The sequence below is a fragment of the Bradyrhizobium sp. RD5-C2 genome, from assembly GCF_019972155.1.
In the GTDB taxonomy this organism is placed as follows: domain Bacteria; phylum Pseudomonadota; class Alphaproteobacteria; order Rhizobiales; family Xanthobacteraceae; genus Bradyrhizobium.
In genome coordinates this window covers 22719-36689 of the sequence record NZ_BOVL01000017.1, presented here as the reverse complement: position 1 = coordinate 36689, position 13971 = coordinate 22719, and the positions used below count along the sequence as shown (strand labels likewise).

The window sequence follows — 13971 nt, the reverse complement described above, 5'->3', positions numbered from 1 at the left end:
CCCGCAAAATGGCGGGCCTTCGAAAAGGGCAGTGGTCAGTGCAAGCGCGATCAGGCGGTCTTGCTGTAGACCTTCGAGAAGTTGTCCTGCGCGGTCTTCGCACCGTCGGTGACGAGCTTGCCGAGATACTCGGTGGTCGCCTTCGCCCGCGAGACGAACAGTTCGCCACGCGCACGGACCATGTCCGACTGGATCTGGGCAGCTTCGCTCAGCGACTTGGCGGAAGCGAGCTTGTCGATGCCGGCGAAGAACGCCTCGGCGTCCTGGTAGAGCGCCTGCTGGATGTTGCGGCTGATCTTGGCGGCTTCGGTCACCGAACCGGCAACGGCGGTCTCGATCACGTTGGTCACCTTCTCGGAGCCGGCATACGCGTCGGCGGCGCGGGTCTTGGCGGCCTCGGCCTGCTTCTTCACGAACTCACGGGCGGCTTCCGGAACTTCCATGTTCTGGAGCTTGGTGAACGCCTCGGTGACGGGCGCGAACGCTTCCTTGACGCTGTTCAGCACGGAATTGGTTTCGGTGGTCATTGGGGTCTCTCCATCCTCAGGTTTGAGCTATGGGCTCACCCCGTCCGGTTTGGCCCGGGGCAAGGCTGTTGTGTCACAATCCATGGTGCGCCGCAACATCAATGTTGCAGCGCGGTATCACGAGCGCGTGAACGAGATGAATATCCGGCAGATTGCCTAACAAACCGGCGGATACCGGTTTCTAATTACCGCCAACCGCCTCGGAGACGCCGTAGGCCTCCATCTGCGCCCGGACTTGCGCCACATTATGCCCGAGCACGACGATATCGTGGGCCTTGCCCTCGACGTCGCGGACATGGTCGCGCAGCAGGGCCTCCGCCTTGAAGCCGAGGCTTTCGAACAGCGCGATCGCCGCCCGCTGATCGACTGTCATCTGCACCGAGAACTTCTCCAGCCCGGCGCCAAGGGCAATAGCGAACGTCTCCTGCGACAGCGCCCGGCCGACCCCCTGCCCGCGCACGTCGAGCGACACCACCATCCGGATCTCGCCGACATGCGGCGACCAGGAATGCGGATCGCGCACCAAGGTGCCGCAGCCGACCACTCTGCCGTCCTTGACCGCAAGCAGGCTCGTGATGTCGCCGCGCTCGATCTCGTTGATCCAGGCCGACAACACCTTCGGCTGGCTGATGTTGCGCGGCAGGAACAGCAGATCATGCGTCGGCAGTTTCTGCGCGAAGGCCAGCACCGCGGCCTCGTCGGCCCGCTTCATCAGCCGGAACTCGATGTCGCCCGCCTCGGTCTTGACGTGGCGCGGATAGGAACGTTGCTCGGTCATGTCGATCTCTTGCTCAACCAGGTGTCCAGTTTCGGCCACAGCCGCTTGATTGCATTGGCGCCGGCGACCAGCGAGACGTGACCGCCTTTCAGCATCACCTCCTCCTTGTCCTCGGAGCCGATCTTGGTGATCAGGTGCTTTGCCGCGTCATACGGCACGATGTGGTCGTGCTCGGCGACCGCGTGCAGGATCGGCACCTTGATGTCGGCAAGCTTCGCCGCGCGGCCGCCGACCGTCATGGTGTCGTTGTAGAGCTTGTTGGCCCACATCAGGTCCTTGGTGATGGCGCGGAAATATTCGCCGGCCAGCGGCAGCGTGTCGGTCGCCCAACGGTCGAACATCCGGTACGACTTGACGAACTCGTCGTTCCAGATGTTGTCCCAGAGCTGGATCTGGCCGACGACGCGCGCGGCCGGCCGCAGCATGTCGAACGATTGCAGGATCAGTTCGGGCGGCATGTTGCCGGTGCTGTCGATCAGGCGGTCGACGTCGAAATAGCGGCGGTCGGCGAAATTCGAGAACAGCTTCATCTCGCGGAAATCGATCGGCGTGGTGAAGCAGATCAAATTCTTCATCGGCCCGTCGCTGAAGATCGAGCCATAGAGCAGCGACAGCACGCCGCCGAAGCAATAGCCGATCACGGAGACGTCCTTCTCGCCGGAATCCTGCTGCACCCGGCGGACCGATTCCGGGATGAAGTCGAGGACGTAGTCCTCCATCCGCAGCGATTTCTCCTCGGGCTTCGGCGCGGTCCAGTCCAGCATGTAGACGTCGAAGCCGCGCTTCAGCAGGAACTCGATGAAGCTCTGCCCCGGCACCAGATCGAGGATGTAGCCGCGGTTGGTGGTCGCCATCACGATCAGGACCGGCACGCGATAGACTTCGTCGGACTGCGGCCGGTAGTGATAGAGGTTCATGGTGCCGCGCGAATACAGCACGTCCTTCGGCGTCGAGCCGAGCTCGGGGCCGGAGCTCGAGAAATACTCGACGCCCTTGATGCTGCGCTGGATCGCGCGCTGCACCTCGGACTGGACCCGCTCGGAAATCGAGGCGAAATCTAACCCGGTGGGAGCATTCATTTGCTGTCTCCCTCCGATGGCGGGCGCCTGGTGCGCGGCGGCCGCGGCGTTGCGCCATGGCCGTCATCCGGTGCCAGCGAATTGTGATGCACCTGCTGCAGCAGCGTCTTGATCTCGTTGAGCTGGGTCTCCATCGACTGCAAACGCTCGGCCATGCCGACGAGCTGGGCCCGGCTCGGCAGGTTCATCGCCAGCAGATATTTCTCCATCAGCTCGCCGAGCTGCTTCTGCGCACCCGCCGCAGCGCTGCCGGCCTGATTCATCACCTTCGAGAATTCAGGCGAGGTCATCAACTGACTGCCGAAGGAGTTGAACCCCTTCTCCATCTCGCCAATCATCGTCTGCCAGATCACGGCAGGGTCGTTGCCCTTGTCGGCCATGCGGCGCTCCTCCACACCAATTCCGAGCGCTTGCTGCGCTTCCGTTTGTTTGTGCCATACGACACTGTTGCCGCTGATCGGTCAACTGCGCGGCGCGCCCGGCGACATCGGCGCTCTTCTGCGCTGCGTCAATCCGTGGCAGCATGGAGGTTCCTGACCGCGAATCCAGGAGAGGACGCCCGTGACCACGCTCGCCCATCAGCCACCGCAGCTCGCCCACGCCAATGGCATCGACATCTGCTACGAGGTTTTTGGCGATGCGAACGCCGAGCCGCTGCTCCTGATCATGGGCCTCGGCGCCCAGATGATCCATTGGGACGACGAGTTCTGCCGCCAGCTCGCGGCGCGCGGGTTTCGCGTGATCCGGTTCGACAACAGGGATATCGGCAAATCCTCCCGAATGAGCGGCGGCAAGCGGCTGACCGCGCTTGAGCTGCTCAAGCTGCGCTTCCTGAAGATCCCGGTCGCAGCGCCCTACCGGCTGGCCGACATGGCGCGCGACACCATCGGCTTGATGGATACGCTCGGCATCCGCACCGCGCATCTGGTCGGCGCTTCGATGGGGGGCATGATCGCGCAGGAGGTTGCAATCACCTTCCCCGAGCGTGTTCGCTCGCTGACCTCGATCATGTCGACCACCGGCAATCCGAAGGTGCCGGGGCCGACCCGCGAGGCGACCGCGGTGCTGATGGCGCCGCCGCCGAAGAGCAAGGAGGAGTACTTCGTGCGCTTCGGCCAGACCTGGAAGGTGCTGCGCAACGGCTCGTTCCCTGAAGATGAGGCGCTCGACCCCGAGCGCGCGCGGCGCACCTTTGAGCGCGGTCTCAATCCGGAGGGCGTCGGCCGCCAGCTGCGCGCCATCCTCGCCTCCGGCAGCCGCAAGGAGCGGCTGCGCAGCGTCAGGGCGCCGACGCTGGTGATCCACGGCACCGTCGATCCGCTGGTGCATCCCGAAGGCGGCAAGGACACCGCAGTCTCGATCCCCGGTGCAAAGCTCCTGATGGTCGAGGGCATGGGGCACGCATTGCCGATCCCGATGTGGCCGCAGATCATCGACGCCATCGACAAGCACGCGCATGGGGCGGCAGTGAAGGCGGCGTGAGGCAGGTATCTTCCGGTGACCATGTGAGCCGGGGGTGCGTTCTTCCGGGGACGGCATGGAGGCTGTAGAGAGCGCCATGCACCGCGCAGGTCGCGCGCCATCAGCCTCGGGAGTTCCAAGATGAAGACCATCCTCCGGCCGCGGACAGCCGCCGCCGCTCTCTTGCTCGCGCTCGCGTCGTCCACCGCGATGGCCGCCACCAGCGACGCGCAGCAGGAAGCCAACCGCAAGGCGGTGCTGGCCTTCTACGAGAAGGGGCTGAACCAGAAGGATGCCGACGCGGCGCTCGCCTATGTCGGCAACCGCTATGTGCAGCACAATCCCGGCGCGGCCGATGGCCCCGAAGGCTTCCGCAAGTTCATCGGCTTCCTGCGCGAGAAGTTTCCGAACTCGCACAGCGAGATCAAGCGCTCGTTCGTCGACGGCGACTACGTGATCCTGCACGTCCACGCGGTGCGCGAGCCCGGCACCCGCGGCAATGCGATCGTCGACATCTTCAAGCTCGAGGACGGCAAGATCGTCGAGCATTGGGACGTGGTGCAGCCGGTGCCGGAAAATCCGGCGAACAGCAACACGATGTTCTGAGGCTCCACAGGCGATAGCGAGATAAAAGTCCGACGTCGCCCTGGCGAAATCCAAAGACGACGCGTCGCCGTCAATCCCGTCATCCTAAGACGCGCGCAAGGGCGCGCTCCTCAGGGTGACGGGTTGAGGACGTGGGATCGCGCAGCCGGAGCTACCGACTGCGGCCGAGCCATCGCTGTGTCGGGAACAGCTGCACCTGCCAGCGCCGCGCCGCGGCACCCCACACGCCCCTCGGCATGAACAGCATGATCAGGATGGCGAGCGTGCCGAGCACGACGAGATACAGGCTGCCATACTGGGCGAGATAGGTGACGAGCCCCCATAGCAGCAGCACGCCGACCATCGGGCCCTCAATGGTGCGCACCCCGCCGATCACGACGATGAAGATCACATAGGCGGTCCAGTCAGTGACGCTGAAGGCGGCGTCAGGCGAGATGCGCGCCTTCTGCAAATAGACCACCGCGCCGACCATGCCGGTGGCGAAGGCGACCGCGATCCACAGCAGATGGCGAATCCGCGCGGTGCGCACGCCGACGCTGCGCGCCGCGGCCGCGTTGTCGCGGCTTGCCGCCAGCGCGAGGCCATGGCGCGAGCGGATGAAGGCGTAGATGCCGAGCGTGACCAGCACGGCGAGCAGCAGCGCCAGCCAGTAGACCAGCACGTCGCGCGCGGCCGCCGGACGCAATCCGAGCAGTGCCTGCACCGCCTTCAGCCCGAACATCTGTGACAGTTCGCTCGGCGAGATCGACATCCCGGTGCCGCCGCCGAGCGACTTGAACTGGGCGCAGATCAGCCGCAGCGCTTCGGCGGCAACCCAGCTGCCGATCGCGAAATACGGCCCCTCCAGCCGGAACAGCAGCGGGCCGAGCACCGCCGCGACCAGCGCCGCGAACAGCCCGGCCAGCGGGATCGCTGCAACGGGATCGAGCCCGGCCATCACGATGGCGGCAAACAGCGCATAGGCGCCGAGCCCGACAAACGCCTGCTGCCCGACCGACACCAGCCCGCCCCACCCGGCCAGCACGTTCCAGAGTTGCGCCAGCGTCAGCATGGTGAAGACGAAGATCAGATCCTGGATCAGATTGCGCGAGGCGAACGCGGGCAGCGCGGCAAGCACCACGACCAGCGCGATGCCGGCCACGGCAGCGACGCGCGACAGCCGCGTGCCGACCCGAACTTGCCACACCGGCGCGTCCACCGCACGCTCCTCTTGTCGTGCCGGGATGCGGATGCTTTCAACGCTCATGTCCGCCTCGCCGGGAAAAGCCCACGCGGCCGCACCATCAGCACGGCAAGGAAGGCGAGATGGCCGGCCAGGATCTGCCACTCCGGATTGATCCGCCCGCCGATCGCCTGGGCGAGCCCGAGCACGATGCCGCCCGCCAGCGTCCCCCACAGGCTGCCGAGGCCGCCGATGATCACGGCCTCGAACGCATAGAGCAGCCGCGCCGGGCCGATCGACGGATCGAAGCTGGCGCGGATGCCGAACACGACAGCGGCGATCACCGACACCGCGAGCGAGAGCCCGACCGCGATCGCGTAGACATTGCGCTCGTTGACGCCCATCAACTGCGCGATCGCCGGATTGTCGGCGGTGGCGCGGAAGGCGCGGCCGAGCGAGGTGCGGTAGAAGATCAGCTGCAACAGCGCGACGGCGGCGATCGCCGTGACCAGCGCGGTCAGCGGCGCAAGTCCGACGCTCAGGCCAGGTGCGAGCGTCACCGACGAGGATTCGAAGGCGCCCGCCTGCAGCCGGCGGCTATCCGCGCCGTAGCCGAGCAGCAACCCGTTCTGGATCACGATCGACATGCCGAAGGTGACGAGCAGCGGCGGCAGGATGTCGTCGCCGAGCACGCGCTCCAGCACCAGCCGCTGCAACACGAAGCCGAGCACGAACATTGTTACGACCACCAGCAGGGCTGCGGCCGCAAGCGGCAGACCGAGCGCCGTGGTCGCGCTCAGCACCAGATAGGCCGCGAGCAGGATCAGGTCGCCATGCGCCAGATTGACGAGGCGCATGATGCCGAAGATCAGCGACAGGCCGAGCGCGAACAGAGCGTAGACGCCGCCGAGCAGCACGCCCTCGATGATGGTGTCGAACCCGCTCATGGCGCCCTCATGCTCCGAAATAGGCCGCGCGGATCGTGTCCTGATCCACATCCTTGGGCCGTCCGCTCAGCGTCACCCGACCCTCCTGCAAGCAGTAGAAGCGATCGGCGGCCCGCAGCGCGCGGGCGATGTCCTGCTCGACCAGCACGACCGCGGTGCCGCCCGAGCGGATCTGCGGCAGCATGCGGTAGATGTCCTCCACCACGATCGGCGCGAGGCCGAGGCTGATCTCGTCGCACAGCAGGACCTGTGGGTTGGACATCAGCGCGCGCCCGATCGCCACCATCTGCTGCTGACCGCCCGACAGCGCCGTGACGGCACCGCGCCGCCGCTCCTTCAGCACCGGGAACATCCTGTAGACCGCAGCGAGATCCCACGGAGTTGTTCGTTCGCCGCCGTAGGCTCCGATCAACAGGTTCTCCTCGACACTGAGCGAGGGAAACAGCTGACGGCCCTCGGGGACCAGCGCAAGGCCGAGCCGCACTATGCTGGCGGCGGATGCATCACCGATCGCCCGCCCGCCGAGGCGGATGGCATCGGAACGGTTCTTCACGAGCCCGGCCAGCGACTTCAGCATGGTCGACTTGCCGGCGCCGTTGGCGCCGATCACCGCGACCGCCTCGCCCTCCGCCAGTTCGAAATCGATGCCGAACAGCGCCTGGAAGTCGCCGTAGAACGCATCGAGCGCGGAGACATTGAGCAGCGCGGTCATGCCGGCACACCCATGTAGATGGTCTCGACCTCGCGCGAGCGCATCACCTCCGATGGCACGCCCTGCGCGACCACCTTGCCGAAGTTCAGCACGACCAGCCGCTGCACCACCGCGAGCAGCGCATGCACCACATGCTCGATCCAGATGATGCCGACACCCTCGGCATGGATGGTGCGGATTGTCTCGACCAGTTCATGACATTCGGCATCGGTGAGGCCGCCTGCAATCTCGTCGAGCAGCAGCGTGCGCGGCCTGGTGGCGAGCGCCCGCGCCAGCTCGAGCCGCTTGCGATCGAGCAGCGGCAGGCTTCCCGCCAGTCGATTGGCCTTGGCCTCGAGGCCGGTCAGATCAAGCATGCGGCCGCAATGCTGGATCGCATCGGCCTCCGAGAGGCCGCCGCCGAATTGGGCGGCGACCGCAAGGTTCTCGAACACCGAGAGGTGATCGAACGGTTGCGGGATCTGGAACGAGCGTCCGATGCCGGCGCGGCAGCGTGCCTCGGGCGAGAGAGCCGTGATGTCGACGCCATCGAGGACGATGCGGCCGGCATCCGGCCGCAGCAGTCCGGTGATCAGGTTGAACAGCGTCGATTTGCCGGCGCCGTTCGGCCCGATCACGCCCAGCGCCTCGCCGGAGGACAGCGTCAGATCGATCGCGTCGGCAACGACGATGGCGCCGAACCTCTTCGAGACGGCATGGAGTTCGAGCATGGTCGCTCACCGCATCCATTTGCTTCGAGGAGATGCGCGGGTGGCCCGCGCATCTCCGATGAACAATTCGTCCGGAACGCGCTTGCTAGCTCAGCGCCTGCATGTCGCCGCCGAGCGGGATCTGCGGCGCCAGCTTGTTGTCCGTGATCACCATGCTGTACTTGTCGCCGTTGAGCCGCCATTGGCCGCCGACCAGCGGCGTCTTGGCGATGTTCTTCGCCGCGAACGGCGGCACCGCGCTGGAGCCGAACGCGACCTGGCCCACGATGGTGTCGAGCTTGGTGGCGCCGATCGCTTTCGCCAGCGCCGCGCCATCGGCCGGATCGCCGGAGCGCTTGATCGCATCGATCGCGACCTCGAACAGCGAATGCACGAAGCCGATCGGCTGGGTCCATTGCTTGCCGGAGGCCTGCTCATATCCCTTGGCGAGATCGGCTGCGCTGACGCCGCTGAGACTCGATTTGTAGGGATGCGTCGGCGTCCACCACACCTCGGTCGAGATGTTGTTGCCGCCCTTGCCGAGCGCCTGCACCGACGCCGGGAACAATAGCGCCTTGGCGACCGAGACGACTTTCGGCTTCAGCCCCTTCTGCCGCGCCTGGTTCCAGAACGTGGTGAAGTCCGGCGGGATGATCACGCCGGTGATGATCTCGGCATCGGCCCCTCGAAATGCGGCGATCTGCGAGCTGAAATCATCGGTGAGATTCTGGAAGCGGCCGGGATCGGTCAGCTTGAAGCCTTGCTTGGCCATGACCGGCGGGAAGCCGATCGTGGTGTCGCCCCAGGCATTGCCGTCGGCATCGTTCGGAAACAGCGCGCCGACCGACTTGTTCGTTGCGACCTGGCTCCACATGCTGGTGAAGACGCCGATCACGTCCTCGAGGCCCCAGAAATAGTGGAAGGTGTAGTCGAACGGCTTCCAGCTCTTCGGATCGCCCGGATTGGCCTGCCGCCCGATGAAATTGGTCTGCCACGGTGCGACAGTCGAGATGCACGGCACCTGCTCGAGTTCGCACTGCGTCGCCACGGGGTTGTTGGTCTCGGGGGTGGCGCCGACCACGATCAGGCTGACATTGTCGCGTGTGATCAGTTCCTTGGCGACTTCAGCGGCGCGGTTCGGATTCGACTGGCTGTCTTTCGTCACCACCTCGACCGGATAGGTCTGCGATCCGACCTTGACGCCATCCTTGATGAATTTTCGGAATTCGCCGAGCACGAAATCGTCGGCTTCGGCGAAGGCAGCCAATGGTCCGCTCTTGGGCGAGACATAGCCGATCTTGATCGGCTTGTTGGCCGCGCGCACGGCCGGCGCGAGCAACGTCGTCGTGCCTGCGGCGGCGAAACCGCCGGCGATGCCCTGCAGCACACGGCGGCGATCGAAAGACATGACGTTCAAATGGTCTTTGGTCATTTTCCCCTCCCTTGAGGCAAGCCGGTTTCAAGCCGGCTGCCGTTCATTCCGTTCTGAAAAATTGCCGGCGTCGCGCCGCATCACGCGGCGGCGACGGACTTCGTCTGCGCCTTCGCGCTGCGGCCGAGGATTTGGCCGAACACATCGCGCAGCACATCGGAGGCGTCAGCCGCCGCCTCCCGGGCGCGCCAGGCGACGTACATGTCGGGACGCACCAGCACGCAGCCGTCCTCGTCGACCTCGCTCTGGCGATACCAGTCCGCATAGATGTCGAGCGCATCGCAGCCTTGCGGGCCGATGGTGACGACGTCGACCGGCAGGCCGTAGGCCTTCTCGACCGCGGCGGCAGCCGCCTTCCAGCCGTCGCCGCCGATTCCGGTGAGCAGCGTGAAACGGCCCTTGCCGGTGAGATCGAGCGTCGACTTCCGCTCGCCCTGATGCTCGACCCAGACATGCGGCAAATGCGCACCGGGCCAGGTGGTGGCCTGATAATAGAGCTCGTGGTCGCGGGTGAACGCCGGCATCGGCGTGCCGTCGGACACCACGGCGGTCGAGCCGTAGCGCTGGTTCATCTCGACGCCGTGACAGTTGAACTCGTAGCTCTTGTTGGCGATGGCCTCATAGAGCTTCTTGCGGCGCGCCTTGCCCTCGGCGGTCGGCGCCTTGCGCGCGGCGATCGCCTTGCGTGCTTCGGCCGGATCGGTCGAGGCGACGAGGCCCACCGCCTCGAAGATCGGCGGGAAGTCGCCGATGCTCTTGTTGGCGCGGGTCACGATCTGCTTGCCGACCGGCTGGCGCTCGGCCGAATAGGTTTCGAGCAGCGACGGTGCCGCGTGACCTTCGAGCACCAGCTTCAGCTTCCAGCACAGATTGAAGGAATCCTGGATCGAGGTGTTGGAGCCGAGGCCGTTGGTCGGCGGATGGCGGTGCACGGCGTCGCCGACGCAGAACACGCGGCCCGACGCGTAGTGGCCGGCATACATCTCGTTCACGGTCCAGGTCGAGGTAGAGCGCACCTTGACCTCGAGCGTCTCGTCGCCGACCAGATTGCGCACGATCGAGATCGCCTCGTCATCAGAGAGCTTGCGCTCGCCCTGCTCGATGTCGTAGCCCCAGATGATCAGCCATTCGCTCCACGGCCGCACCATTCGGATCAGGCCGGCACCGATGCCGCCGATCTCGGCTCCGGGCTGCAGCACCCAGTACAGCACGCTCGGCCGGTGCGCGACGTACTTGCTCAAATCCGCCTGCACGATGATGTTCATGCTGCCGGCGCGGCCCATCTGGCCCTCCATCGGCAGCCCGATCACTTCGGCAACCCGGCTGCGGCCACCGTCGGCGCCGATCAGGTATTTGGCGCGGATCTGATAGGTCTCGCCGGACAGACGATCCTTCACCGTGGCCGTGACACCGTCGGCATCCTGCACCAGGTCGATGAACTCGGTGTTGAAGCACAGCGAGGTGCCGCGCTGGCCGGCGGCCTCGATCAGGATCGGCTCGAGGAAGTTCTGCGGCAGGTCGCAGATGCGCGCGGGGCTGGCGAGATCGTAATCCGCCTTGCGCGAGGGATGGTTGCCCCAGGAATACAGCCGGCCGAACTCCTCGCCGGCGAGGCTCTCGCAGAACACGTTATTGGCCATCAAATGCTGCGGCACCGCCTGCGCCACGGCCTTCTCCTCGAGGCCGAGGTCGCGCAGGACCTCCATCGCGCGCTGGTTGGTGATGTGGGCGCGCGGCGTGTCCGCCAGCCAGCCATATTTCGTCACCAGGATGTGCTTGACGCCATACATGCCGAGCAGCGCCGCCGCCGTCGCGCCGGCCGGGCCGCTGCCGACGACAAGGACGTCGGTCTCGATCGGTTTGCTGGTCATGGTCGTCTCCTCCGTCGTCTTGTTGGTTGCGATCGCTATTCCGCGGCCATCATCGGCTGCGGCACCAGGCCTGCGCCGGGCCGCATCTGGAAGTCGTAGGACATCAGGTGCCACGGGCCGGAGACGCGCTCGCCGTTCGGCAGCGCCGGCTCATTGCGCGGCTCGACGCGTGCAATCAGTTCGTCCTTGACGCCGAACACCACGTCGCTGCGCAGATATTCGTCGCCATCGAGGAAGACGTGGGTGATCAACGGCTCGTAACCCTCGGCCTTGACCAGGAAGTGCACATGCGCCGGCCGCATCGGATGACGTTTCGTCGCGGTGATCAGATCGCCGACCGGACCATCGGTCGGGATCGGATAGCTGCACGGCAGGATGGTGCGGAACGAGAAGCGGCCGTCGGCATCGGTGACGAAGCGTGCTCGCAGCGACGGGCCCTGCGCCGCATAGTCCGCCTTCTGCGAATCGTAGAAGCCATCGTCGTCAGCGTGCCAGACATCGATCTCGGCACCGGCGAGCGGTTTTCCGGCGAGGTCGGTGACGCGGCTCTGCACGAACATCACTTCGCCGTCGATGCCTTCCGAGATGTTGGCGCCGTGCGGCGTGACGCGGTGCTCGCCGACATAGAACGGGCCGAGCACCGTGGTCTCGGTGGCGCCCTCGCGCTCACGGTGATTGACCGCGTCGACCAGCATCGAAACGCCGAGCACGTCGGAGAGCAGGATGAATTCCTGGCGCAGCGGGGTGCAGGTCTGGCCGGTGCGGGTCAGGAATTCGATCGCCTGATTCCATTCCTCGAAAGTGAGCTCGGTGCGACGCACCAGATCGTGCAGCGACTTGACCGTCTCCTCGATGAGGAACTTGAGCCGCGTGTTCGGCGTGTTGGCGAAGCTGCTGATCACCTCGTCGGTGAGGTCGTGCTCGTTGAAATTGGCCATCGTGTTGTCCTTTGATTTGGAGATGTCAGTGCTGCACGGGCGCATCGCCGCGCCAGGCTGCCGCGATCAGGTCCTGGATTGCGACGCGCTCCACGGGTCTTGGGTTGGCATAGGGATTGCGCACCGCCATCTCGGCAGCGCGCGCGATGCCGTCCTCGGGCATCCCGATGTCGGAGAGCCGGCGCGGCAACGCGAGCTGCCGGGCAAGATCAAACAGGCCCTGCGGGGCGTTGGCGCTGTGCAACGCTCGTGCGACACGGCTCATCGCTTCCGGCGCCGCGGCGGCGTTGTAAGCGGCGGCGTGCGGCAGCACGATCGCGTGGGTTTCGGCATGCGGCAGGTTGAACATGCCGCCCAGCACGTGGCAGAGCTTGTGGTGCAGCGACATCCCGACCGCGCCGAGGCAGACGCCGCACAGCCAGGCGCCGTAGAGCGCGTCGCGCCGCGCTCCGGCATCGGCCGGCGCCGCCATGATGCGCGGCAGCGCGCGCGCGAGCGCGGCGATACCTTCCTCCGCCATCAACGAGGTCAGCGGATTGGCGTCGGGCGCATAGAGCGCCTCGACGGCGTGGGCGATCGCATTCATGCCGCTGGCGGCGGAGATGTGCGGCGGCAGGCTCACAGTGAGATCGACGTCGTAGATGACGGTGTCCGGCACCAGGTCCTGGGAATGCTGCGTGGTCTTGATGCCGTTGCTGGTTTCGCCAAGGATCGGCGTCATTTCGGAGCCGGCATAGGTGGTCGGCATCGCGATGTGCGGCAGCCCCGTGCGCAGCGACAGCGCCTTGCCGAGCCCGACCGTCGAGCCGCCGCCGATGGCGACGAGCCCGTCGATGTCGCGGGACTCGACGATGCGAAGCGCCTCGTTGGTGACCTCGACCGGCGTATGCATGCGTGCGCCGGCAAACAGCCCTGCGAGCCGGTCGCCGAGGCCTGCGCCGAGCCGTCGCCCGAGGTGCTGCTGCTCGCTTGTGGTCAGCACCAGCGCCCGCTTGATGCCAAGGCGCTCGCTCTCCTCGCCAAGCCGCGCCGAGGTGCCGGCGCCGAACACCACGCGATATTGCTGCGAGCAATAGGCAAATGTGCCGCTGCCGGCATCTCCGGCCGCCACGATGGGCGGGCGTACGGCATCAGGCACTGCGATGCTCATGGCATTTCTCCCAAGCCGGCGAACCGGCAGTCTCGTCTTGTTGGGAGAAAGCTAGCGGCCGGCGGCCCCGGCGGGCCTGCACGAAACCGGAGAAAATCTGCACGAAACCGGAAAAATCATCCGCAGGCTTGGGCTAGCGTCGGCGCCCGTCCGAACCGCCGGCCGGGCGCTAGTGGCTGCGCCGGTATCGCCCCGGCGTCACGCCGGTGAAGCGGCGGAACATGCGGGTGAAATGCTCCTGATGGGAGAAGCCGCAGGCCAGCGCGATGTCGGCGAGGCTTTGCGTCTCGTCGGCGAGCAGCGCCCGGGCGCGCTCGATGCGCAGATTGAGCACGTACTGGTAGGGCGAGATGCCGCTGGTCGCCTTGAACAGGCGCACGAAATATTCGGTGCTGCGGCCGCATAGTTCTGCCAGCTGGTCGAGCCGGATATCGGTATCCAGGTTGGTGTCGACGAATTCGCGGATCCGGGCCATCTGCCGGTTGCTGAGCAGGTTCGGATGCTTGCCGGCCTCCACGCTCGGCTTGTGGAAATTGATTGCGACGAAGCGATTGGCGATCGCCTGCGCGATCGGATCGACGAACAGCGACGAGGCCGGCAGGCCGCTGGTGATGGTGTC

General features: G+C 65.9%; 15 protein-coding genes. 2 read left to right on the top strand and 13 right to left on the bottom strand.

Annotated elements, in window-relative coordinates; genetic code table 11:
- Window positions 1–50 precede the first annotated feature (50 nt).
- From BraRD5C2_RS20195 to BraRD5C2_RS20180, 4 genes are all read right to left on the bottom strand, one after another.
- A complete protein-coding gene (locus tag BraRD5C2_RS20195) occupies window positions 51–527 on the bottom strand; it encodes a phasin (protein ID WP_223970684.1) in 477 nt (158 codons plus the stop codon).
- Between the two features lie 181 nt (window positions 528–708).
- A complete protein-coding gene (locus BraRD5C2_RS20190; protein ID WP_223970683.1) occupies window positions 709–1305 on the bottom strand; it encodes a GNAT family N-acetyltransferase in 597 nt (198 codons plus the stop codon).
- A complete protein-coding gene (locus BraRD5C2_RS20185) occupies window positions 1302–2384 on the bottom strand; it encodes a PHA/PHB synthase family protein (protein ID WP_223970682.1) in 1083 nt (360 codons plus the stop codon). The genes BraRD5C2_RS20190 and BraRD5C2_RS20185 overlap by 4 nt, the downstream gene beginning before the upstream one ends.
- Window positions 2381–2764, bottom strand: a complete 384-nt coding sequence (locus BraRD5C2_RS20180; protein ID WP_223970681.1) for a hypothetical protein — start codon at window positions 2762–2764, stop codon at window positions 2381–2383. The genes BraRD5C2_RS20185 and BraRD5C2_RS20180 overlap by 4 nt, the downstream gene beginning before the upstream one ends.
- A 181-nt stretch (window positions 2765–2945) precedes the next feature.
- Between BraRD5C2_RS20180 and BraRD5C2_RS20175 the strand changes: the two genes are divergently transcribed.
- The gene (locus tag BraRD5C2_RS20175) at window positions 2946–3866 is read left to right on the top strand and encodes an alpha/beta fold hydrolase (protein WP_223970680.1); all 921 of its coding nucleotides are present in this window, start codon (window positions 2946–2948) and stop codon (window positions 3864–3866) included.
- 189 nt (window positions 3867–4055) lie between these two features.
- Window positions 4056–4451 carry a nuclear transport factor 2 family protein gene (locus tag BraRD5C2_RS20170; protein ID WP_223970779.1) on the top strand — a complete coding sequence of 132 codons (396 nt, stop codon included), beginning with the start codon at window positions 4056–4058 and terminating at the stop codon, window positions 4449–4451.
- A 151-nt stretch (window positions 4452–4602) separates the two neighbouring features.
- Here the strand turns inward: BraRD5C2_RS20170 and BraRD5C2_RS20165 are convergent, their stop codons facing one another.
- From BraRD5C2_RS20165 to BraRD5C2_RS20125, 9 genes are all read right to left on the bottom strand, one after another.
- Window positions 4603–5697, bottom strand: a complete 1095-nt coding sequence (locus BraRD5C2_RS20165; protein WP_223970679.1) for a branched-chain amino acid ABC transporter permease — start codon at window positions 5695–5697, stop codon at window positions 4603–4605.
- Window positions 5694–6560: a branched-chain amino acid ABC transporter permease gene (locus BraRD5C2_RS20160; protein ID WP_223970678.1), complete on the bottom strand. Its 867-nt coding sequence runs from the start codon at window positions 6558–6560 to the stop codon at window positions 5694–5696. The genes BraRD5C2_RS20165 and BraRD5C2_RS20160 overlap by 4 nt, the downstream gene beginning before the upstream one ends.
- Before the next feature lie 7 nt (window positions 6561–6567).
- Window positions 6568–7272 (bottom strand): ABC transporter ATP-binding protein, encoded by a 705-nt coding sequence (locus BraRD5C2_RS20155; protein ID WP_223970676.1) that lies wholly within the window; start codon window positions 7270–7272, stop codon window positions 6568–6570.
- On the bottom strand, window positions 7269–7982 hold the full coding sequence (locus BraRD5C2_RS20150) for an ABC transporter ATP-binding protein (RefSeq protein ID WP_223970675.1): 714 nt from the start codon (window positions 7980–7982) through the stop codon (window positions 7269–7271). Before BraRD5C2_RS20150 ends, BraRD5C2_RS20155 begins: the two co-directional genes overlap by 4 nt.
- Before the next feature lie 85 nt (window positions 7983–8067).
- The gene (locus tag BraRD5C2_RS20145; RefSeq protein WP_374708026.1) at window positions 8068–9393 is read right to left on the bottom strand and encodes an ABC transporter substrate-binding protein; all 1326 of its coding nucleotides are present in this window, start codon (window positions 9391–9393) and stop codon (window positions 8068–8070) included.
- Between the two features lie 80 nt (window positions 9394–9473).
- The gene (locus BraRD5C2_RS20140; RefSeq protein WP_223970674.1) at window positions 9474–11264 is read right to left on the bottom strand and encodes an FAD-dependent oxidoreductase; all 1791 of its coding nucleotides are present in this window, start codon (window positions 11262–11264) and stop codon (window positions 9474–9476) included.
- A gap of 35 nt (window positions 11265–11299) precedes the next feature.
- A complete protein-coding gene (locus tag BraRD5C2_RS20135; RefSeq protein WP_223970673.1) occupies window positions 11300–12202 on the bottom strand; it encodes an intradiol ring-cleavage dioxygenase in 903 nt (300 codons plus the stop codon).
- A gap of 25 nt (window positions 12203–12227) precedes the next feature.
- Window positions 12228–13352 carry a maleylacetate reductase gene (locus BraRD5C2_RS20130; RefSeq protein WP_223970672.1) on the bottom strand — a complete coding sequence of 375 codons (1125 nt, stop codon included), beginning with the start codon at window positions 13350–13352 and terminating at the stop codon, window positions 12228–12230.
- Between the two features lie 169 nt (window positions 13353–13521).
- Window positions 13522–13971, bottom strand: a 450-nt coding sequence (locus BraRD5C2_RS20125) for a helix-turn-helix domain-containing protein (RefSeq protein WP_223970671.1), incomplete at its 5' end; no start/stop codon positions are given.

Bases quoted from the DNA above. Each gene is read 5' to 3' on its own strand.
- BraRD5C2_RS20145 (WP_374708026.1), bottom strand. From the start codon at position 9,393: ATGACCAAAGACCATTTGAACGTCATGTCTTTCGATCGCCGCCGTGTG.
- BraRD5C2_RS20165 (WP_223970679.1), bottom strand. From the start codon at position 5,697: ATGAGCGTTGAAAGCATCCGCATCCCGGCACGACAAGAGGAGCGTGCG.
- BraRD5C2_RS20195 (WP_223970684.1), bottom strand. From the start codon at position 527: ATGACCACCGAAACCAATTCCGTGCTGAACAGCGTCAAGGAAGCGTTC.
- BraRD5C2_RS20155 (WP_223970676.1), bottom strand. From the start codon at position 7,272: ATGACCGCGCTGCTCAATGTCTCCGCGCTCGATGCGTTCTACGGCGAC.
- BraRD5C2_RS20150 (WP_223970675.1), bottom strand. From the start codon at position 7,982: ATGCTCGAACTCCATGCCGTCTCGAAGAGGTTCGGCGCCATCGTCGTT.
- BraRD5C2_RS20130 (WP_223970672.1), bottom strand. From the start codon at position 13,352: ATGAGCATCGCAGTGCCTGATGCCGTACGCCCGCCCATCGTGGCGGCC.
- BraRD5C2_RS20170 (WP_223970779.1), top strand. From the start codon at position 4,056: ATGGCCGCCACCAGCGACGCGCAGCAGGAAGCCAACCGCAAGGCGGTG.
- BraRD5C2_RS20135 (WP_223970673.1), bottom strand. From the start codon at position 12,202: ATGGCCAATTTCAACGAGCACGACCTCACCGACGAGGTGATCAGCAGC.
- BraRD5C2_RS20190 (WP_223970683.1), bottom strand. From the start codon at position 1,305: ATGACCGAGCAACGTTCCTATCCGCGCCACGTCAAGACCGAGGCGGGC.
- BraRD5C2_RS20180 (WP_223970681.1), bottom strand. From the start codon at position 2,764: ATGGCCGACAAGGGCAACGACCCTGCCGTGATCTGGCAGACGATGATT.
- BraRD5C2_RS20185 (WP_223970682.1), bottom strand. From the start codon at position 2,384: ATGAATGCTCCCACCGGGTTAGATTTCGCCTCGATTTCCGAGCGGGTC.
- BraRD5C2_RS20140 (WP_223970674.1), bottom strand. From the start codon at position 11,264: ATGACCAGCAAACCGATCGAGACCGACGTCCTTGTCGTCGGCAGCGGC.
- BraRD5C2_RS20160 (WP_223970678.1), bottom strand. From the start codon at position 6,560: ATGAGCGGGTTCGACACCATCATCGAGGGCGTGCTGCTCGGCGGCGTC.